Here is a 20,085-nt window from a genome sequence, read left to right as displayed (position 1 = left end):
AATGGACCAAAGACTTCTAGCAAGCGACCTAGTCTACTTGGCTCCGGAGCTGACCCTAGTCATCTCCGCGGTTGTCATTTCATTGATTGATCTGTTTCTGCCTGGCCGGATCAATCGGACGTTTCTCGGATGGCTAACGATTGCCGGGCTTGCGGTTGCTGCTGTTTTTGTGGGAATGAGGCTGGATTTGCTAGAACCGATCGAGTTTCTCTACCAAAGCTACCGTATTGATAACTTTGCCAATTTGCTAAAGCTGGTTTTGCTGGCAGGCACAGCTCTTATAATTCTTATGAGTCTGCACTCCGTTAAAAATCAGGACATTCCGCATCTGGGGGAATATTACTACATGTATTTGCCGGCTGTTCTGGGCGGCATGATTATGGTTTCCTCCGGGGACCTGATTACGCTGTTCATCGGCTTGGAGCTGCTCAGTATTACATCCTATATTATGGTGGCGATGAAGAAGAAAGATTCCTTATCAAATGAAGGGGCCTTCAAGTATGTAGTGCTTGGTGGGATTTCTTCCGCTATCTTGTTGTACGGTATGTCGTTTCTTTATGGCTTGTCGGGGTCAACCCAGTTAACCGAAATCAACTCTGCGTTAAGTGAGCATGCCGGTTCGTACGGTGCAATGATCTACGTAGCCTTTTTCCTAATCCTGGCCGGGTTCGGCTTCAAAATAGCTGCTGCTCCTTTTCATGCCTGGGCCCCGGATGTATATCAAGGCGCGCCTACACCGGTTGCCGCTTTTCTTGCTGTTGTTTCTAAAATCGCAGCAATCGGCCTCCTCTTCCGCTTGACTTATGTGCTCTTCTATGGCGTAGGGGTTAATCCGGATCAACCAATAGGCAACGATATTTTCCTCGCTTTAAGTGTGCTGGCTGCCGTTTCGATGATAGCCGGAAACGTGATGGCCCTGCGTCAAAAAAATATGAAGCGGCTCCTTGCCTACTCGGGGATCGCTAACGCCGGATACTTGCTAGTTCCGATAGCAACCGAATTTTCGTTTTCCCATGCCAGCAATTTTACCGAGTTTTTCTATTATGGTGTCGCTTATATGTTAATGAACCTTGGAGCATTCGCGGTGCTAATGATGGTGGAGGCGACCAGTCATTCATCGGAGATTAAAGGGTTTGCCGGATTGTATTACAGAGCTCCATGGACTGCGTTTGCCGTTGTTCTGATTATCCTGTCTCTGGCAGGCTTGCCTGTAACGGCAGGCTTCTTCGGAAAGCTGTTTATCGTGCTGGGAACAATTCAAACCCAGGCCTATTGGCTGGCGGCCGTTATGGTATTAAGCAGTGTCATCTCTTACGTGTATTATTTCTCTATCATTCGGCAAATGTTTATGCGCAGCAATGCCAAGGATGAACAATTGATCGCCACTTTGCCGCAGCAAGTGACGCTATGGTTTTGCGCTCTTGCAGGAGTAATTCTGGGTCTGTTCCCGGGACTGCTAATTCGCTACGCTCAGTCCGTGTTTGAACTGACTAGAGATCTTTTTATGATGACCGGTCAAGCTTGATGAGCATTCATACGTTAATAGTTTAATCATAAGCCCGGCTCCCTAATGAAGGGGGCGGGCTTATTTCCTGTGTAAATCTGCGATCCCACTCTCAAAAGTCATAGACTTTATCCTTTAATAGGACTTTTGACCCTTTTGCGTCCTAGCTGGAAGGGTTAATGTGAGTGGTATCGAATATTTCTCAAGAGCATTTTGCATTATTCGATTCCAGCAACAGGCGGTAACAAGAGATAGGCAAGCAAACACGAATTGATCTATAGCTTGTTTGATTAAAAGCTTCTTTTTGGATTTATGCAAAATGCTGAGGTAGAATAAATACATAAAAGGATAAATGCGATGTCATTCAAGGTCAGATGGTTGTTTGTTGGAATCGTTATCCTCTTAGGGGTAGTGACTCTCCCGGCGTTTATTCAGGAGAGCGCCCTCCAATCTCCCTCGATTACTAAGCATTCAACCTGGATTATACAATGGAAGCACAGCAAGGACCCCGCCTTTGACAGCATGAGCAAGCTGGTGAATGATTATCCCGACGTTAATGTTTCCGTCGCCATGCCTGATCCGCGCGTGGCCGAAGCTGATTGGCTGCATTACTGGCAGGCTTCAGAATATGTCGAATTCATTCAGCCTAACCATACGTACTCTATCGCCCAAGAGCTTAGCGATCCCCTACCATCCGTTCCAACTCATTTAAGGCAGATTGGTGCTGAGGAAGCGTGGCAAATGGTTGTCCCGCAATCAGATCTCATCATTGCTGTCGTGGACACTGGAGTGGATTTAAATCATCCCGATCTTAAGACCAATTTAGTGCCCGGTGTTAATCTGATTACTCCCGGTTCTCCACCTATGGACGATCACGGTCATGGTACAGGAGTGGCCGGAGTCATAGCAGCCGCTAACAACAAGGAAGCTGGCGTATCCGGCGTGTTGTGGGAAGCTAACATTATGCCGATAAAAGCATTGGAGTCAACAGGCAACGGTGATGAAGATAAGCTTGGCGAGGGTATTCGCTATGCTGTAGACAACGGAGCCAAAATTGTGGTGCTTTCACTCGGGCTCAACAAGCCTTCTCCTTATATGGAATCGATTGTCCGATATGCGGAAGAGAGGGGAGTTTTGCTGGTTGCAGCAACCGGAAACGAGGCGAATGCCGTCAAGTTTCCTGCAGCTTATCCAACGGTGTTGGCCGTAGCCGGGGGTACCCCGCAAGGGGCCGATCCGAGATCGAATTCGGGGCCGGAAGTCGATGTTATGGCTCCCTGGACGGTCTATACGACCCGTTTAGGAGGCTCTTATGGTTATCAGGAAGGAACGTCTATGGCTGCCCCGCAGGTGGCTGCGGTTAGTGCTCTGCTGTGGAAAGAGAATCCGGATTGGAAGCCGTATCAGATAAGGAATGCTATCCGGCAGTCGGCGCATAACATAGTGGGAGCCGAGTGGGATGCAAACAGCGGCTTTGGTATGCTGAGAGCGGACCGGGCCATGAGCCTGGATTATCGGGACCATTTATACGAAGGTCACCGTTCGATGGAGCAAGCCAAGCCTTTGACGATTTCACAGCAGATTTCAGATGCGGTGGGGGAACATCAAGGAGAGAATTGGTACGTTATCGACTCGCCGTATGACGGCACACTGACCATTGCGATAGAATCGAATGCGTATGACTCTCTGTCCATCGGCCACTATGATTCTGCGGACTTAGCTGAATCAGATTTTGCCGCTGATTGGTCAAGGGGAGAGCAAATTCCGGTTACTCAGGGAAAAAGTTATCTTCGCATAAGCTTAAATCCAGGAGCTGAAGAAGCCGCTTATCTGATCACCACCGGTTTCCTTATTGCCCCGGATGCGTTCGAGGATAACGACAGGCAGTACAAGGCATACCGGCTTCCGCTGCGCTCTACGACACTGACAGGAACTTTCCACCAGGAGGAGGATCATGACTGGTATTCCATGAAGATAGAGGAGCCAGGCACACTCCGCCTCATCGTAGAAGTAGATACGGCCAGGATGGATCCGGTGATCCTGATCCAAAGGCAGGGCATGAGAGAGATCAGAGTCGATGAATATGGCGATGGTCTCCAGGAGGATACGGGATGGCTTGATGTAACACCGGGAATCTACTATTTCCGGATTAGCAATATTCCGGGATATTCTGCTCCTGTAGTGGGAACCTACACGTTAAGCGTAGAGTATGAGCCCGCTAACCTTGATCCAAATGAACCGGATAACCGCTCCAATGGCAGTGAGGCAGAGTTTGCGGATATAGCCGGTCATTGGGCTGAGCGAGAGATAAAGCAGCTGACTCAAGAAGGAATTTTGCAAGGCATAGCCGATAATCAATTTGCCCCCGATCGTTTCATGACCCGGGCTCAAGCTGTAGCTGCTTTGGTCCGGATGATGGATGGCGCCGGGCAGCAGTCAGGTGGCGGCAAGCTTGCTTTCAACGATGTGAAGCCTGACCATTGGGCCTATCCGTATATAAGCGCCGCCACTCAGCGAGCTTTAATTCAAGGTTATGAGGACGGCAGCTTTCGGCCGGAAGGCCTTGTTACCCGAATGGAGATGATTGCCTTACTCAGCCGGGCCATTCCATTGGAGACGGATGAAGCACAGGGCAGCAGCCGTTTCCCGGATGTGTCCTCCGCTTACTGGGGCCACTCCTTATTGGTCTCATTGCACGAAGCGGGTGTAATTGACGGTTACGAGGATGGCAGCTTTAAGCCCGACCAGCCTGCTACCCGGGCCGAGTTTGTTTCATTCTTGGTGAAGTGGTTGAAATAATACTATCTTTGAGGGGGAGAGCGATTTTGGGCGCGTTGAGTTCGATCCAACAGTCGATGGCGGTCAATGGGCTAATCTATATTGTCGTCGTGCTAGTTTGTGTTGCAACGGCTTGGTGGGCGCTGCAGCAGTTTAAGCTCGACTTGTTTGTCAAAAATCCTCGCAGTGCTCAAAGCAAAGTATTACAGGTTCTGCTTTCACTGGCTTTAGGCTACCAGGTAGCGAGATTTATTATAGATTACTTTAATTGGTCGGCGATGTTGACGGGACTGTTTTAGTGCATACCCGAATAACAATCCCCTTACATGTAAACAATGGAAGTAGAGAGTTACAGAACGTTGTGAGTTAGATACACTTTAAATAAAAACGCGGAGGGAACCTAGATGAGCAAAATTATCGTCCGCGGCGGTAATCAACTATCGGGAAAAGTGAAAATACACGGAGCCAAAAATGCAGTATTACCGGTTATTGCTGCATCCTTATTAGCTTCTTCAGGCGTTTCCAAAATTAAGGATGCCCCTCCGCTGGACGATGTAAAGACCATTTACCAGCTGCTGCAACAATTGGGAGTGCAAATGAATTATGAGGATGAGTGTATTCATGTAGATGCGAGCAGCTTTTCCGGATATGAAGCGCCATACGATTTAGTGAGAAAAATGCGAGCTTCTTTTTTAGTGCTGGGACCTTTATTGTCCAGGTTGGGTCAGGCGAAAATTCCTCTCCCCGGAGGATGTGCAATTGGAACCCGTCCGATTGACCAGCATCTTAAAGGCTTTGAGATGATGGGAGCGGATATTGATTTGGGTCAAGGCTTTATAGAAGCGCGGGTCAATGGACGCCTCAAAGGGGCCAAAATCTATTTGGATGTAGCAAGCGTAGGGGCTACCGAGAACATTATGATGGCGGCGACCCTGGCTGAAGGCACCACGTACATCGAGAATGCCGCTATGGAGCCGGAAATTGTAGATTTGGCCAACTATCTGAATGCGATGGGGGCTAAAATACGGGGCGCGGGCACAGGCGCAATTCGCATTGATGGTGTCGAAGCCTTGCACGGTGTAAACCATACAGTGATCCCCGACCGTATTGAAGCGGGTACGTACATGATTGCTGCGGCTATCACGGGCGGCACTCTCTTTGTTGAAGGGGCTATATCGGACCATCTGAAGCCGCTCATTTCCAAAATGCGTGAAATGGGTGTCATAATTGAGGAAGAGGAAAGCGGTATTCGCGTAAGTGCTCCCCATGCTTTGCGGGCTGTTGATTTAAAGACGCTGCCGTATCCCGGCTTCCCCACAGATATGCAATCTCAGATGATGGCCTTGCTGTTAAAATCCGAAGGAACCAGCATCGTGACCGAAACGGTATTTGAAAACCGGTATATGCATGTGGAAGAATTCATCCGGATGAACGCCCAGATTAAGGTAGAAGGCAGAACCGCTGTCGTTCAAGGTAACGCCCGGCTGCGGGGAGCTAAGGTAGCCGCTACGGATTTAAGGGCTGGAGCCGCGTTAATTCTTGCCGGACTTTGTGCCCAGGGAGAGACGGAAATCACCGGGCTTCATCATATTGACCGCGGATATGTGGGCATTGTCGAGAAGCTGCAAGCGTTAGGCGCCGAAATAGAACGATTCGAAAGTCCGTCCCCGGCGAAAGAAGAGCGGAAGGAAGTCGGTTTTTTTGCTGTCCAGCCTACATGGGCATAATTAAATTCAACAGTTGAACCTCTGGTCCTATAGGACCAGAGGTTTTTTTGTCAATAATAGAGGCTTGGATGGGATCCAATTATAAGCTAGTTAGCAGTTCTATGCCCGATTACAAGATTTGTTAGTCTATCACCCTCCCGAGTTACATAAGATAGAATATCCGCTTAAACACAATCTACTCTAGTGGCTTTCGATCGGAGGGCTGCGCACCTGACGACAAATGCCCTGCGATAAGTGGAAGTTGAAGTTTCACCATGTGGTGTAGGGAGGAAACTATGAACGAGAGAATGAGACACAAAGCTCTGTGGTGGATGGCTGCCGCCTTGTCTTTATCGATGCTGCTGACTATTATGATCCGGGTATGGTCAGGGGAGGAGAAAACCGTGTCCCCTTTGCCGCCTTCGGCAGACAGCCCGCAAACGCTGGAGCCGTCAACGAGCGATACTAAGATACCCGATCAGCCATTGTGGGTTCCCGTCTACCTGAGCACGGAAAACAAAGTGGATCAAATCCAGCTGGAGGACTATGTCCGGGGAGTGGTTGCTGCTGAAATGCCGGCTGAGTTCGAGCCAGCAGCCCTGCAAGCCCAGGCATTGGCTGCACGAACCTATATAGTCAGGAGATGGATGACCGATGACCGCAGCAATGTTCCGGTACAGGATGCGCTGGTGACCGACACGATCACCCATCAAGCCTATCAAACGGACGAAATGCTGTTAGACCGCTGGGGCTCGCAGCAGTACGAATCGTATTATCAGAAAATAGAAGAGGCAGTCAAGGCAACACAGGGTATGATTTTAACTTATGAGAAGCAGCCCATTGAAGCTTTGTTCTTCTCCACCAGCAACGGGCGTACCGAAAATTCGGAAGACTACTGGGAACAGCATTTGCCATATCTAAGAAGTGTCGAAAGTCCATGGGACGAGGAAATATCACCACGTTATACGAAAACGGTCAGTCTAGCGAAAGATAGTGTACTGAAAGCGCTGGGGATATCATCTTCTCTATCAGCGGATTCGTTGGTGGCCGGCATGGATGTCACAGAATACTCGGCTGGCGGCCGGGTGAAGTCCGTACGTGTGGCAGGCCAGACCTTTACAGGGAGGGAGATTCGTGAGAAGCTGCAGCTCGATTCTTCCCAGTTCTACTGGAAAGCTAACGGGAATTCCATTGATATCACAACGTACGGCTATGGTCACGGAGTTGGCATGAGTCAGTGGGGAGCTAACGGCATGGCTAAGGAAGGGTACACGGCCGAAGAGATAGTCAAGCATTACTATAAAGGAATAGATATTCAACCCTGGGCGGAAATTGTTAATATAGCAAACTAAAAAATATTCTTTCATTGGTATTACCTCAAGTATAAAACCTAGCAGTCTGGCAACAATGGTACTGAGGTGATATAACCATGAATGAACAAAACAAAGAGGTTCAAGTAGAAAAAGAGGCTCCTCAATCCGTAGATGGAGTCAGATCTGCAACCCCGAATTCCCCATGGCGCAGACTGCTAGCCAAGAAATGGGCATTCCCGGCAATCTACATGGTGGCGGCTGCAATTATTTTAACGCTAATGTTGGTTTATCAAAATTCGGGCAAACCAACCGTTATGGAAGAATCCATCGGACTAGGTTTGGAAACAACAGGTGAGACTGATCAAGAAGGCAACCCGGATTCACAACCCGTTGGCGCGCAAGTAGAGACTATGCAGTGGCCTGTGAGCAACTTCGATGAGATGGACATTACGATGCCTTTCTTTGACAGCGAAGCTTCAGCCGAAGTGAAGCAGGAGGCCATGGTCGAATACAACGATACATTCACTCCTCACGTCGGTATCGATTTCGCAAGACCGGATCAGGAACCCTTTGAAGTGCTTGCTGCCTTAAGCGGACAGGTAACGGCTGTAGAGGTTAATCCGGTAGTTGGACAAATCGTAGAGATTACTCATTCCAATGGGATGGTAACGGTGTATCAAAGCTTGGGTGAAGTTGAAGTGACTCAAGGGCAGGAAGTTCAGCAAGGTGAGGTTATTGGAACTGCAGGCCGCAATGAGTTAGAAAAACATCTGGGTAATCACGTTCACTTTGAAGTTCGCCAAGGCCAGGACGGCCCGGCGCTTAACCCGAATGATTTGATTACGCAGGAATAAGTGAAAATAACGATTGCATGACCAGTTGAGGGAATTGCAGATCATTACGCGGGAGGGACACCTCCCGCTTTTTCTTTTAGTACAAAATTTATTTTTCCGGGATTCTGCGTAATCGATCTAGCGTAAAGGGTGTCAGGACACGCTTCCCCTTGACGGGTCGTTCCTGCTGGATAAACGGGGCTGAAATGACTGATGTTAACTTGAAAAATGCTTCAGGATAAGGAGAGAAAAAGTACAAAAATCATCTTGTCCGACAAATAATTGCTTGCGAAATGGCTTGTCAGCAAGGGAAACAAAGAATATATAAGCATGCTCCTCATATAATGTACCAAACTATCTCGAGTAGGGAGGCGAGGGGAGTGCACGATTACATTAAAGAGCGAACCATCAAAATCGGCCGTTGTATTGTGGAAACCAGAAGCACGGTTCGCACGATTGCCAAAGAGTTTGGAGTCTCCAAAAGCACGGTGCACAAAGATTTAACGGAAAGATTACCCGATATTAACCCTGAATTGGCCAACCAAGTAAAAACAATTCTGGAATACCACAAATCGATACGTCATCTGAGAGGAGGAGAAGCGACTAAAATCAAATATAAAAAGACGAGGAATTATAAATCAGGTTCAGAATTACTGGTCTCATCCAAGTCCTAGTCTGATTGGACTCCCGTTCCTCCCCCGCTATTGCATACATGAGGAGGAATCAATTTCATAGTAGAGTAAATCCGTTTTATGAAATTGATTCGGTGAAGGAGGATTTTGTATATTTATGGCGAATTTCCTTATAAGTCTGCCGTCTGAAGGATCAGACTTGGGACGGACTTGGTGATTACGCAGGGAGGAACGTAAGGGATGTTCAGTAAGGACATTGGGATAGATCTGGGTACGGCTAATGTATCCATATATGTTAAAGGGAGGGGAATCGTACTCGACGAACCGTCCGTGGTAGCCGTTGATAACGAATCCAAGAAGATATTGCAAGTAGGCGAAGAGGCACGCCGGATGGTGGGTCGTACACCCGGCAACATAGTCGCTATCCGCCCTCTTCGTGAGGGTGTCATAGCCAATTTTGAAATGACCGAAATCATGCTTAAGTATTTTATAGATAAGGTTGACGGAAGAAAGTGGTACAGCCATCCGAGAATTTTAATTTGCGCTCCCACTAATATTACGTCGGTTGAACAAAAAGCAATTCGTGAAGCAGCGAAGAAGAGCGGAGCTAAGGAAGTCTTTTTGGAAGACGAACCGAAAGCGGCTGCAATCGGAGCGGGCATGGATATTTTTCAACCAAGTGGAAATATGGTAGTGGACATTGGAGGAGGCACGACGAATGTTGCCGTGATTTCGATGGGCGATATCGTAGCCTCCTCTTCCATTAAGATTGCCGGCGATAAGTTTGACGATGCGATCATTAAGTACATCAAGAACAAGTACAAGCTGTTGATCGGGGAAAGAACAGCCGAAGATATCAAAATCAAAATAGCTACGGTAAGTCCTGATGGCCGGCAGGAGGAAATGGATATTCGCGGCCGGGACATGGTGACAGGCCTGCCGTTGTCGATTACGGTGAAGTCGAATGAGATCAAGGAAGCGTTAATGGAATCGGTGGCCGCTATAGTTTCTGCAGCAAAATCATTATTAGAGATAACACCTCCGGAGCTTTCTGCCGATATAATTGATAAAGGGATTATTGTGACCGGCGGAGGCGCACTGCTGCACGGGCTCGACCAGCTATTGAATGAGGAATTGCTTGTTCCTGTTCTTGTAGCTGATGACCCGATGCATTGCGTCGTAAAAGGAACAGGTGCGATGCTGGACAATTTGGACAAGGTCTCCAAAAAATCCCCCTATAAAGGACTGTAATCCGAGCGGCCTTAAGTAACGGCTGCGGAAAGGGGACGTTATGTTAAGAGGATTGTATACTTCCGCTGCAGGAATGATTGCGCAGCAAAGAAGGCATGACACGGTAACCAATAATATATCGAATCTGAATACGCCGGGTTTCAAGCAAGGCAATGCCGTTAACCGTTCGTTTCCGGAAATGCTGATCGCTCTTACGAATGGTCAGGCTAATCATCCCGGGTCCTTAAATATTGGACTTTTGAATACGGGTGTGTTTGCGGAAGAAGATCTGTCTGTTTACGTACAGGGCGATCTGCAGCAAACCCGTCAGCCGTTTGACTTAGCGCTTCGTTCTCATATTAATGTGCCTGGACAAGCCTTTGACGGAGCGGGCAAAGGAATTGATGAACAGGGGAATATCGTTTACCAGCCGCAGGCCTTCTTCACTATTGCGGGAGCAGATGATTCCGCGCGTTATACACGCAATGGGAATTTTACCGTGAGTACTGCAGGCCAGCTGGTGACAGAAGACGGCTATTCAGTGGTTGGTGTTAATGGTCAGCCTATTACGTTATTCGATGACGTGGATAATGTTGCTTTTCCCGACGCTATCATAACCGAAACAGGAGTGCTGCTTGACCCCCGCACAGGACAAGCTATCCGCGACGCCGATGGCAATGCTAAGCAGCTGTTGTTAACACGCATAGATCAGCCAAACCGCTTGATTCGCGAGGGGACAGGTTTGTTCCGTCTAAACGAAGATGAAGCAGATCTTGCCCAGCCAGTTGCGGCTGAGGATGATGTGACCCTATATCAAGGCTATCTAGAACGTTCCAATGTGGACCCGGCTCAGGCGCTGGTGGATATGATGACAGCGCTTCGTGCTTACGAAGCTAACCAGAAGATGGTCCAGTATTACGATAGAAGCCTCGAGAAAGCCGTTAATGAAGTTGGACGTATAGGATAGGTTGGTTTTTCGGGCAATAACGGATCTTCGGGGGGAATAATGAGTGAATAATTCCATGATTAATTCCATGGTTACTATGCGAGCGCTGCAGCAAAAGATCGATCTGGTGGCCAACAATATATCTCATCTGGATACGAATGGATATAAGAGAAAGGATGCAACTTTTAAGGATGTGCTCAACAATGTCGTATCCCAGCCCCAAGGCTTTGAAAAGGAAGGAAGGCTATCCCCGCTAGGTCTGCCCCAAGGCTGGGGAGCACGTCTTTCTCAAGTCCAGTTGGATTTGAGCCAGGGAACTTTAAAGGAAACCGGAGTGTCAACCGATGTATCGATAAGCGGTGGAGCTTTGTTTGCTATTCAACGCTCTATTACAGACTCAAATGGAGAGCGGATTAACGAACAATTATATACAAGGGACGGCTCCTTTCAATGGAGTGTAATGCCAAGTGACACGGAGTACCGTTATTTAACAACCAAGGATGGATGGTCAGTGCTCAACACAGCCGGAGAACCTATCCGTGTACAAATGAATGAAGAGATCCGAATAGATGAAGAAGGCACTCTCTACGCCTACCGCCCGTCTCAGCCTGATTCTGCGACCGCTATCGGACAAATTCAATTAATGAGGGTAATTCGTCCCCAATACTTGCAGGAAATGGGTTATAATAAATATGGTGTGGCCGCTGATGCGGAGATCGGAGCTGTGCTGCAGGCTGCAGCTGGTGGAGATGACATCGCCGTTAAGCAAGGATTTCTCGAGCAGTCCAATGTTAGCCTCAGTGATGAAATGACTGAGCTGATGATGATTCAGAGAGCCTTTCAAATGAACTCGCGGGCAATTACCTCCTCCGACACTATGATGCAGTTGACTAACAACCTGCGAGGCTAATTGAAGTGAGGAATGCAGTTATGAATGAACTCAACCGACCGGGGGATAACGAGAAAGATTTTTCAGCCGCGGATACAGATAAGGCTAACCAGACGGTCAAGGTCTCCATATCGGAAGCGAAGACCGAGGACGCCACTAAAAAGCGTAAGAAGAAATCCAAGAAAAAAAAGCGCAAGCCCATTTGGCGGGTGCTCCGCTTTTTCCTGGTGCCTTTCTTATGTCTCGCAGCTTTATTTGGCGGTCTCGTTATCGGGTATGTTTATTTAGGGGAACAGCCTTTATCTGATGTATGGAATATAGATACTTGGAAGCATGTATTTGATTTAGTGTTTGCCAATACATGAGACCATCTTCACTGGATGAATCCGCTTCCCATGCTCACTTCGGCAGGGGGAGTTTTTTTTTGTATTTATCAAAGGTATAATGAAGAGGGAAAATTGGGTAAAAGGGAAAAGGACATATTTCTGAGACTCGCGATGTCTTGTGGTAGAAATATGCCCCTTATATCAACCTTCACTACTGCAGATCGCGAAGGGACATTAGTTAGTGTAAGTCTAAAAGCACCGTTTTATACAAGTAAAAGTGAAAAAGGAGCCTGACTATGCTGGATATTCAACAAATTCAACAAATCATTCCACACCGGTACCCATTTCTGCTGGTGGATCGTATTCTCGAGGTTGAGCCTGGAGTCCGAGCAGTAGGCATAAAAAATGTTTCCATTAATGAGCCCTTTTTTGCAGGGCATTTTCCCGAATACCCCGTCATGCCGGGGGTTCTGATTTTGGAGGCGTTAGCACAGGTGGGGGCCGTAGCTTTGCTGCAGGCTGATGGTAACCGCGGGAAAATCGGACTGCTGGCGGGTGCGGATGGATTCCGTTTTCGCAGACAGGTTAAGCCGGGAGATGTATTAACTCTGGAAATGCAAATTACTCGCTTAAAAGGCACTATCGGAAAAGGAACAGGAACGGCAAAAGTAGGCGATGAAATTGCTGCCCAAGGAGAATTAATGTTTGCATTGCAGGATGCCTGATTTATGTTAATGGCAGCATGAGAGTCAATGCGAATGCCAAAGGAAAACTGCTATCATCAGTCAGCTTGCTTCATAAATGAGAAAGCCCTTTTATCATTGATAAAGAATTTTTAGTCTATACTATATGGTATCGGAGGGATTCGGAAATGGATCGTGCTTCTCAAGTGAAGGAATTGTATGATGCGTGGCTTCATGATACAGGAATAGATGAAGAAACCAAACAAGAGCTGCGGGCTATACAGGACTTGCCTGAGGAAATTGAAGACCGTTTTTTCAGGGATCTTGAATTTGGGACAGGTGGATTGCGTGGTGTGGTCGGAGCAGGGACTAACCGGATTAATGCCTACACGGTTGGCAGGGCAACTCAGGGGCTAGCTGCATATTTGCTTGAATCCGGGATTACTTCTCCATCGGTAGTCATTGCGCATGACTCGAGGAATCTATCGCCTGAATTGTCTTTGGAAACAGCTTTAGTATTGGCTGGAAACGGAATTAAGGCTTATTTGTTTGACTCGCTAAGGCCTACTCCAGAATTGTCCTTTGCTGTTCGTTATTTGAAAGCTTCGGCTGGAGTGGTAGTTACCGCCAGTCATAATCCCCCTGAATATAACGGCTATAAGGTATATGGTAAGGATGGCGGACAAATCGTTGCCGAACAAGCGGATCAGATCATTGCGTATATCCGTTCACTGGAGTTTAAAGATATTCGCAAGCTCTCCAAAGCAGAAGCTCAGGCAAAGGGACTTCTCGAGATCATTGGTAAAGAAGTCGACGATGCTTACATACGGGAAGTATTGGCCGTAAGCCCTAATCCTGCGATGACCCGAAAGGAAGGACCTAACGTCAACGTTGTTTATACTCCTCTCCATGGGGCTGGCAATCTGTCCATACGGAGGGTGCTAAAGGAAGCAGGCTTTACCCGTGTGCAAGTCGTGCCCGAGCAAGAGCAGCCGGATCCATTGTTCAGCACCGTCAAATCTCCAAATCCGGAAGAAAAGGAAGCCTTCACCCTGGCTATGCAGCTTGCCGCGCAAAGCAATGCGGACATTATTTTGGGCACCGATCCCGACTGTGACCGCATGGGCGCTGTTGTGAAAAATGCGGACGGAGATTACTTTGTCCTCTCCGGCAATCAATCGGGAGCGATCATGATCGCTTATTTAATGTCGACTTTGCAGGAGCAGGGCAAATTACCGGACAATGGAGCCATTATTAAAACGATCGTAACCAGTGAGCTGGGAGCTGAGATTGCTCGCAGCTATGGCGCTGAAGTGCTTAATACGCTAACCGGCTTCAAGTATATTGGAGAGAAAATAACCCAATTTGAAAGAAATGGGCAGTACCAATTTTTATTCGGTTATGAGGAAAGCTACGGTTATCTTGCGGGTACTTATGCAAGAGATAAGGATGCGGTTGTCGCTTCGCTATTAATATGTGAAGCAGCAGCTTATTATAAAAGCAAAGGAAAAACCTTGTATGATGTTTTGCAGGAGCTCTATCAGCAATATGGCTATTATAATGAAGCTTTAGAATCGAGAACACTGAAGGGGAAAGACGGCCTGGCCCAAATCGGAGCGATTATGGAAGATTGGCGCGTAAACCCTCCGACGGAATTGAATGGACAGAAGATCGTTTCCCTTTTGGACTATACTCATGGGCTGAATGGCCTGCCCAGTGAAAATGTATTAAAGTATCAGCTGGAAGACGAGTCCTGGTTTTGTTTGAGACCATCGGGAACAGAACCCAAAATTAAAGTATATTTTGCGGTCAAAGGGACTTCCTCTGAAGATGCCAATCATCGCCTGGAAGCGTTGCGCCAAGCAGTAATGGCACGAATTGATTCGTAGAACTGTAAAAGATATCATATTTGTTTAGTAATTAGGATAGGAAGTGGAAGTATTGAAGGATTGGTACATGCGTTGGAACCGCAAAGCGTCCACACTGCTGTGGTGGGTAGTGATTGTAGCTATAATTGCTTCTCTGCCTTTGGCCTATGAGCGTATCCTTACCGAAAGCTCCGCGAAACGAGTGGAATTCGTATTTGACTATAGAGATATTCTCGACATTTCGGAGTACAAGTCTAACCCGGCTCAGTTCGTCGATGAGGAACTGGATGCAATGAAATCTGCCGGCGTGCATTCCATGGCTGTTTACGAAAGCACGTTAGATGAGCTGGAGTTGGCCCAAAGACTAGATTTATACACTACACGAGAAATCACTGTGCTGGATCCGGCGCAGGCCAATCCTGCGGAGAAGAACACTTACGTCCTGTTTAAGGGTGAGGAGATCGCCGGTGTCCTGCAGCCTATGATAGAGCAGTCTTTAAGAGAGCAAGGGGTAGGTACGCAGCCTTGGTCATTTAATGATCGGCCGGGTTTAATCATTGAGCTTCCTATAGAGGAAGCTACTATGAAGCCGTTAGATCCGGATCCGATTGCATTACAGCAGCTTCAGGATAAAGGCTTCGGAATTGTGGCAAGGCTGTCCAACCGGAGCACTCCATTTGTAAAGGATGCTATGGACCGTAAGCTATCTCAATATAAGGAAGCGGGAGCGTCCACCGTTATTTTTGAGGGGGAATCGGTTCCTGGCTTCACCGGCAAGGCGGATAATGTAGAGCTGGAGCAAATGGCGGAGCTTCTTCAGCAGCATGAAATGACGATTGCCGCTATCGAGCTTTTGCGAGCTCCTCAAAGAGGATTTAATACGCTGGCCAAAGAGCTCCGTTATGATGTGGTTCGGCTTCATTCGTTGTCGGAGGCAGAAGCTGACCGCCTGGTAGGGAACATAACTGAGCAGGAGCAGGCCGATCGTATTCAGGTTCTGGCTGACCGTTTTGTGCTGGCGGTGAAAGACCGGAATATCCGAATGGTGTTTCTAAACGCAAGACCTTCAAGGAATGTTGAACGAGGCGTTATTACCGATCCGTTGGAGCCTATCCGGGAGACATTGCGCGGTGAGGACGGGGCGCTGAAGCGTATTGTCAATGAAGGCTATGCACTAGGGTCCGCCCGATCCTTCACTATTTTCAACTCCGCTTGGCAAATGTATTTAAAATGGATAGTGGTTGCAGGCAGTGTGGCATTAATCGCTTTAACCGCAGGCCATTTTATTCCTTCCCTGCGTTTGCTCTCGTTCGTGGGAGGCGGTTTATTCTCGGCGGGATTATTCGTACTGTCTTCTAATTGGCTGTACAAGATTTTGGCGCTGGGCGTAGGGATTTGTGCCCCAACGCTAGGAATGATTCTGGCGATCCGGGCGATCCGGAAAAAACGGGCCGCGACATATACGGGGTCGGCATTAGGCTTAACGATTAACTTGTTCATACGTTCGCTGGCTGTCTCTTTAATCGGAGTGGCCTTTATAGTCGGCATGCTGAACAATATTATCTACAGTTTGCTTATTGACCAGTTCAGAGGCATTAGCTTATTTAGTTTGGCGCCTATTGTGTTAATTGGTATTTACCTGCTGTTCTTTAGTGAGGATTTGAAGTTTTCTGAAATTGTTACTCGGGTCAAAAAAGTTCTCTCTTCTTCGATAAGTGTATTATGGATCGTTTTGGCTGCAGGAGCAGGTGCTGTTGTTTACTACTACTTGTCTAGGACAGGCAATGAGGGACAAGCTTCCAATTTTGAGAAGCTTTTCAGAGCAGTTCTTGAGAACACGCTTGGTGTACGCCCGCGCTTCAAAGAGTTCCTGATCGGGCATCCCTTATTTATTCTCGGGGCTTACCTTGCTATTAAATATCGTCCCGCCGGGCTGTATATTTTTATCCTAGGCATATTTGCGCAAATCTCAGTTGTTAATACCTTCACGCATCTGCATACTCCAATCTATATTTCATCCATTCGGGTCGGGTACGGGGTGTTGTTTGGGGTTATTATCGGTCTGATTTTTATAGCGATCTGGGAACTGCTGGCAAGGAGTTGGAAAAAATGGGGTTCACCCTTACTAAAAAGCTAGTCATTTCCGGATATTACGGCTTCCAAAATAGCGGTGACGAAGCTGTTCTGCAATCGATATTGCTGGCATTAAAAGCTCAAGGTGAAAATGAAGGTGTTCATATAGAGCCGGTAGTGCTGTCTATTAATCCGCCGCTGACGGAAGCGATGTACGGGGTCAAGGCGGTGCATCGCATGAAACCGGCTAAGGTGTTCCAAGCGATCAAGGAAAGCGATGGCTTGATTAGCGGCGGAGGCAGCTTGTTACAGGACGCGACCAGTGCCAAGAGCATTCCGTATTATTTGGCTGTTATTAAAATCGCCCAGTTTTTGAAAAAGCCGACTTTTGTTTATTCACAAGGAATTGGTCCCGTTCAAAGAAAACTGTTTTATTCTTGGATACGCGGGGTATTTAACCAGTGTCAGTATCTTTCTGTCCGTGATCAGGAATCCGCTGAGCTGCTGCGGGAGATGGGCTGCTCGGCTCGTGTTGAAGTGGTGCCGGACCCGGTCATGGGACTTCCGCTGAACCCAAAGACGGAATTGCCTTCTGACGACGATCGGAGTTTGCCCGTCATTGGGGTTTCCGTGCGGTTCTGGAATGAGGACCGCTCGGAATTGGAGGGCTTAGCCCGATGCTTGCAGGAGATTCGTCGTGAACGGGAAGTGTTGATTCGCTTCCTCCCTTTTCATATGCCCGATGATCTTGAAGCCTCTTTAGAGGTGATTCGCAGAATGGATGCTTCCAATGATCCGCTTGTCCAAGTCGTGGATCATGCACAGCATCCGCAAGCTATGCTGGCCGAAGTTGGCAGGTGTGATTTGCTCGTTGGAATGCGGCTGCACTCCTTAATTTATGCTGCCTCGCAGTATGTTCCCATGCTGGGGATATCCTATGATCCTAAGATTGACCAGTTTTTACAGCGTTTGCATATGAAAGCTGCCGCTTCAACCAAAGTTTTCCACGTCGATCAAGTGGTAGTGACGCTGAAGGAGCTGCTTGATGGCAAGGAGGGATGGATATCTGCCAAAAGTAAGCTGATCAACCAGCTTAAACAGGATGCTGAACAGCCTGCGAAGCAGATTATGGCCCGGATCACAAGAGAAAAGGTGAACGCATGATGAAATTTCAGACGGTTACCATCTTCGGAGTCCCCTTTTCCAAGATGTCACTTAATGAAACGGTAGAATACTTAACGAATGCCATTCAGGAAAAAAGGCCCCATCAAGTCATCACAGCCAATCCGATCATGGTGATGGAAGCCAGGAAAAACAATGAGTATCTGGATATGATGAAGCGTGCTGAGCTAATTGTACCGGATGGAGCCGGAATTGTGTGGGCCGCCAATTACGTAGGAGAGCCTGTTGCAGAACGGGTTACAGGATTTGAACTGCTGCACGAACTCTTAAAAGTGGGAGAAAAGCATCGTTGGAAGGTTTATTTACTCGGTGCTTCTCCTGATATTATCCAAGCGGCAGCTGATAAACTGAAGCAGCAATACCCTTTAATTAACTTTGCGGGTATTCGTGACGGCTATTTTGGTCCTGAACAAGATGAAGAAATTATCGCCGACATTCAAGGGAAAGAGCCTGATTTATTACTTGTCGGCCGTTCCGCCGACCGCCAAGAGCCTTGGATTGACAAATACAAGCATCGTCTGCAGGTTCCTGTTATGATGGGAGTAGGCGGCAGCTATGATGTGATTTCCGGAAAGCTGAAAAGGGCGCCGCAATGGTTTATCCGCATGCGGCTGGAATGGTTTTACCGCTTGCTGCAAGAACCGTGGCGCTATAAACGAATGATGGTGCTGCCGAAGTTTGCCCTTAGTGTAATCCGTCACAAAGATAAAGTGACCAGATCATGAATTTTCTAGGCAAGGACTATCCGCTGCCCATGATTTGGGGTAGAATGTGGGAATTGGCCTATGTGCAGTAACACATAATAAAAAGGGAAACTAAAGCAGTACGGAGTACGGAGAGGTTGTGAATTCATGAGTGGTAATGCATGGATATATATCATTGGCTTTGCTGCGGCATGCTTGCTTTCAGTCGTGTTAACGCCGCTGGTCAAAAAGTTGGCGATTAAAGTCGGGGCTATAGACGTCCCCAATCATCGTTCTGTCCACTCTAAAATTATGCCCAGAATGGGCGGATTAGCTATTTTCCTGGCCTTTGTCGGGTCCTACCTGATCATGGCACCGGCTACAACAGGCTATAATATGGATGTAGCCATGGGACTTATCCTTGGAGGAGCCGTAATTGTTCTGGTCGGAGCGCTAGATGACAAATATGATCTGTCTCCTAAGGTCAAGTTACTTGGACAAATCATTGCCGCGTCCATTGTTATTTCCTTTGGTCTGCAGATTGACTACATTAAACTGCCCTTTTTTGACGCTATGGACTTGAATCCTTGGTTCAGTATCCCGTTAACGGTGCTGTGGATTGTCGGTGTCACCAATGCGATAAACTTAATAGATGGTCTAGACGGTCTTTCAGCTGGAGTGTCCGCTATTGCTACAACATCGCTGCTAGTACTGGCCATCATGATGGGGAATGTCACCGTCATCCTGCTGTGTGTAGTCCTTCTAGGAAGCACTATAGGGTTTTTGTTTTATAACTTCCACCCCGCCAAAATTTTTATGGGGGACTCGGGCTCGTTATTTTTAGGATTCAGTCTGGCAACCTTGTCTATTCTTGGTTACAAATCTGCGACGATCGTATCCTTCCTCGTCCCGCTAGCGATTCTTGGAGTACCTTTATCCGATACATTGATGGCGATTTTGCGGCGCAAGTTGAACAACAAGCCGATTTTTACAGCAGATAAAGGACATTTGCACCACTGCTTGATGGGACTGGGTTTTAGCATGAAGAAGAGCGTGCTGATAATTTATGGAATAGCTTCTTTCTTCGGCTTATGTGCTGTCCTGCTGTCGAAGGCTTCCCAATGGGGAGCAATACTGGTTGTCGTTCTGTTGCTGCTGTTCATGGAAATAGGAGCCGAGGCTATCGGGATTGTTAGCAAAAGCCGCAAACCGGTTCTGCGTCTCATTCAGAAATTAGTGCCCGCGTCCATACGCTCAAGAGTAACTAAATAAATCCGGTCCTGTCTGTATAAAGATGCAAGTTGTAAAGCACTCATACTTACTTTAATTTGTTCTATAAGGCCTTAGGCGCTTCATATGCCAGGGTCTTTTTTGTTTTCTCTGCGGAAAACTAGGCAAAGTCAAATTCCGTAGGAGAAGCCCTAAACTTCACTGTCGAG

17 protein-coding genes are annotated in these 20,085 nt (G+C 47.6%); all 17 read left to right on the top strand.

What is annotated here, in order from left to right; genetic code table 11:
- Window position 1: 1 nt before the first annotated feature.
- The 17 genes from PSHG_RS24230 to PSHG_RS24150 all read left to right on the top strand — a co-directional run bounded on the left by PSHG_RS24230 (window position 2) and on the right by PSHG_RS24150 (window position 19,918).
- Window positions 2-1,525, top strand: coding sequence for an NADH-quinone oxidoreductase subunit N (locus tag PSHG_RS24230; RefSeq protein ID WP_010278983.1), 1,524 nt, complete (start codon window positions 2-4; stop codon window positions 1,523-1,525).
- 336 nt (window positions 1,526-1,861) lie between these two features.
- Window positions 1,862-4,303, top strand: a complete 2,442-nt coding sequence (locus PSHG_RS28950) for a S8 family peptidase (RefSeq protein WP_010278981.1) — start codon at window positions 1,862-1,864, stop codon at window positions 4,301-4,303.
- A 26-nt stretch (window positions 4,304-4,329) separates the two neighbouring features.
- Window positions 4,330-4,581 carry a DUF1146 family protein gene (locus PSHG_RS24220; protein ID WP_010278978.1) on the top strand — a complete coding sequence of 84 codons (252 nt, stop codon included), beginning with the start codon at window positions 4,330-4,332 and terminating at the stop codon, window positions 4,579-4,581.
- Between the two features lie 105 nt (window positions 4,582-4,686).
- Window positions 4,687-6,009, top strand: coding sequence for a UDP-N-acetylglucosamine 1-carboxyvinyltransferase (murA, locus tag PSHG_RS24215; protein ID WP_010278974.1), 1,323 nt, complete (start codon window positions 4,687-4,689; stop codon window positions 6,007-6,009).
- A gap of 275 nt (window positions 6,010-6,284) precedes the next feature.
- Entirely contained in the window at window positions 6,285-7,340 is a 1,056-nt protein-coding gene (gene spoIID, locus PSHG_RS24210) for a stage II sporulation protein D (protein ID WP_010278971.1), read from the top strand.
- A gap of 77 nt (window positions 7,341-7,417) precedes the next feature.
- Window positions 7,418-8,155, top strand: coding sequence for a M23 family metallopeptidase (locus tag PSHG_RS24205; RefSeq protein WP_010278969.1), 738 nt, complete (start codon window positions 7,418-7,420; stop codon window positions 8,153-8,155).
- Between the two features lie 359 nt (window positions 8,156-8,514).
- Window positions 8,515-8,808, top strand: coding sequence for a sporulation transcriptional regulator SpoIIID (gene spoIIID / locus PSHG_RS24200; RefSeq protein WP_010278968.1), 294 nt, complete (start codon window positions 8,515-8,517; stop codon window positions 8,806-8,808).
- 198 nt (window positions 8,809-9,006) lie between these two features.
- Window positions 9,007-10,017, top strand: coding sequence for a rod shape-determining protein (gene mreB / locus PSHG_RS24195; protein WP_010278966.1), 1,011 nt, complete (start codon window positions 9,007-9,009; stop codon window positions 10,015-10,017).
- A gap of 40 nt (window positions 10,018-10,057) precedes the next feature.
- On the top strand, window positions 10,058-10,963 hold the full coding sequence (locus PSHG_RS24190; RefSeq protein ID WP_010278964.1) for a flagellar hook-basal body protein: 906 nt from the start codon (window positions 10,058-10,060) through the stop codon (window positions 10,961-10,963).
- 43 nt (window positions 10,964-11,006) lie between these two features.
- The gene (locus PSHG_RS24185) at window positions 11,007-11,852 is read left to right on the top strand and encodes a flagellar hook-basal body protein (protein ID WP_010278962.1); all 846 of its coding nucleotides are present in this window, start codon (window positions 11,007-11,009) and stop codon (window positions 11,850-11,852) included.
- A 20-nt stretch (window positions 11,853-11,872) separates the two neighbouring features.
- Window positions 11,873-12,196 (top strand): DNA-directed RNA polymerase subunit beta, encoded by a 324-nt coding sequence (locus PSHG_RS28945; RefSeq protein WP_010278961.1) that lies wholly within the window; start codon window positions 11,873-11,875, stop codon window positions 12,194-12,196.
- 257 nt (window positions 12,197-12,453) lie between these two features.
- The gene (gene fabZ, locus PSHG_RS24175; protein WP_010278959.1) at window positions 12,454-12,882 is read left to right on the top strand and encodes a 3-hydroxyacyl-ACP dehydratase FabZ; all 429 of its coding nucleotides are present in this window, start codon (window positions 12,454-12,456) and stop codon (window positions 12,880-12,882) included.
- A gap of 146 nt (window positions 12,883-13,028) precedes the next feature.
- On the top strand, window positions 13,029-14,729 hold the full coding sequence (locus tag PSHG_RS24170) for a phospho-sugar mutase (RefSeq protein ID WP_010278957.1): 1,701 nt from the start codon (window positions 13,029-13,031) through the stop codon (window positions 14,727-14,729).
- Between the two features lie 52 nt (window positions 14,730-14,781).
- Window positions 14,782-16,845 carry a DUF5693 family protein gene (locus PSHG_RS24165; protein WP_010278955.1) on the top strand — a complete coding sequence of 688 codons (2,064 nt, stop codon included), beginning with the start codon at window positions 14,782-14,784 and terminating at the stop codon, window positions 16,843-16,845.
- The gene (csaB, locus tag PSHG_RS24160) at window positions 16,818-17,945 is read left to right on the top strand and encodes a polysaccharide pyruvyl transferase CsaB (RefSeq protein ID WP_010278953.1); all 1,128 of its coding nucleotides are present in this window, start codon (window positions 16,818-16,820) and stop codon (window positions 17,943-17,945) included. Before PSHG_RS24165 ends, csaB begins: the two co-directional genes overlap by 28 nt.
- Window positions 17,945-18,688, top strand: coding sequence for a WecB/TagA/CpsF family glycosyltransferase (locus PSHG_RS24155; protein WP_010278950.1), 744 nt, complete (start codon window positions 17,945-17,947; stop codon window positions 18,686-18,688). The genes csaB and PSHG_RS24155 overlap by 1 nt, the downstream gene beginning before the upstream one ends.
- A 126-nt stretch (window positions 18,689-18,814) precedes the next feature.
- Complete coding sequence (locus tag PSHG_RS24150) at window positions 18,815-19,918, top strand: glycosyltransferase family 4 protein (protein WP_010278946.1); 1,104 nt, start codon at window positions 18,815-18,817, stop codon at window positions 19,916-19,918.
- The last annotated feature ends 167 nt before the right edge of the window (window positions 19,919-20,085 follow it).

Source organism: Paenibacillus senegalensis JC66 (assembly GCF_000285515.1).
In the GTDB taxonomy this organism is placed as follows: Bacteria; Bacillota; Bacilli; order Paenibacillales; family NBRC-103111; genus Paenibacillus_L; species Paenibacillus_L senegalensis.
Note: the sequence above shows the minus strand (reverse complement) of the source record. Positions and strands in the feature narration are given on the sequence as shown.

Excerpts from the sequence above, each read along its gene's own strand:
- PSHG_RS28945 (WP_010278961.1), top strand. The coding sequence starts at position 11,873 with ATGAATGAACTCAACCGACCGGGGGATAACGAGAAAGATTTTTCAGCC.
- csaB (WP_010278953.1), top strand. The coding sequence starts at position 16,818 with ATGGGGTTCACCCTTACTAAAAAGCTAGTCATTTCCGGATATTACGGC.
- mreB (WP_010278966.1), top strand. The coding sequence starts at position 9,007 with ATGTTCAGTAAGGACATTGGGATAGATCTGGGTACGGCTAATGTATCC.
- PSHG_RS24155 (WP_010278950.1), top strand. The coding sequence starts at position 17,945 with ATGAAATTTCAGACGGTTACCATCTTCGGAGTCCCCTTTTCCAAGATG.
- PSHG_RS24230 (WP_010278983.1), top strand. The coding sequence starts at position 2 with ATGGACCAAAGACTTCTAGCAAGCGACCTAGTCTACTTGGCTCCGGAG.
- PSHG_RS24150 (WP_010278946.1), top strand. The coding sequence starts at position 18,815 with ATGAGTGGTAATGCATGGATATATATCATTGGCTTTGCTGCGGCATGC.
- PSHG_RS24205 (WP_010278969.1), top strand. The coding sequence starts at position 7,418 with ATGAATGAACAAAACAAAGAGGTTCAAGTAGAAAAAGAGGCTCCTCAA.
- murA (WP_010278974.1), top strand. The coding sequence starts at position 4,687 with ATGAGCAAAATTATCGTCCGCGGCGGTAATCAACTATCGGGAAAAGTG.
- PSHG_RS28950 (WP_010278981.1), top strand. The coding sequence starts at position 1,862 with ATGTCATTCAAGGTCAGATGGTTGTTTGTTGGAATCGTTATCCTCTTA.
- spoIID (WP_010278971.1), top strand. The coding sequence starts at position 6,285 with ATGAACGAGAGAATGAGACACAAAGCTCTGTGGTGGATGGCTGCCGCC.
- fabZ (WP_010278959.1), top strand. The coding sequence starts at position 12,454 with ATGCTGGATATTCAACAAATTCAACAAATCATTCCACACCGGTACCCA.
- PSHG_RS24190 (WP_010278964.1), top strand. The coding sequence starts at position 10,058 with ATGTTAAGAGGATTGTATACTTCCGCTGCAGGAATGATTGCGCAGCAA.
- PSHG_RS24170 (WP_010278957.1), top strand. The coding sequence starts at position 13,029 with ATGGATCGTGCTTCTCAAGTGAAGGAATTGTATGATGCGTGGCTTCAT.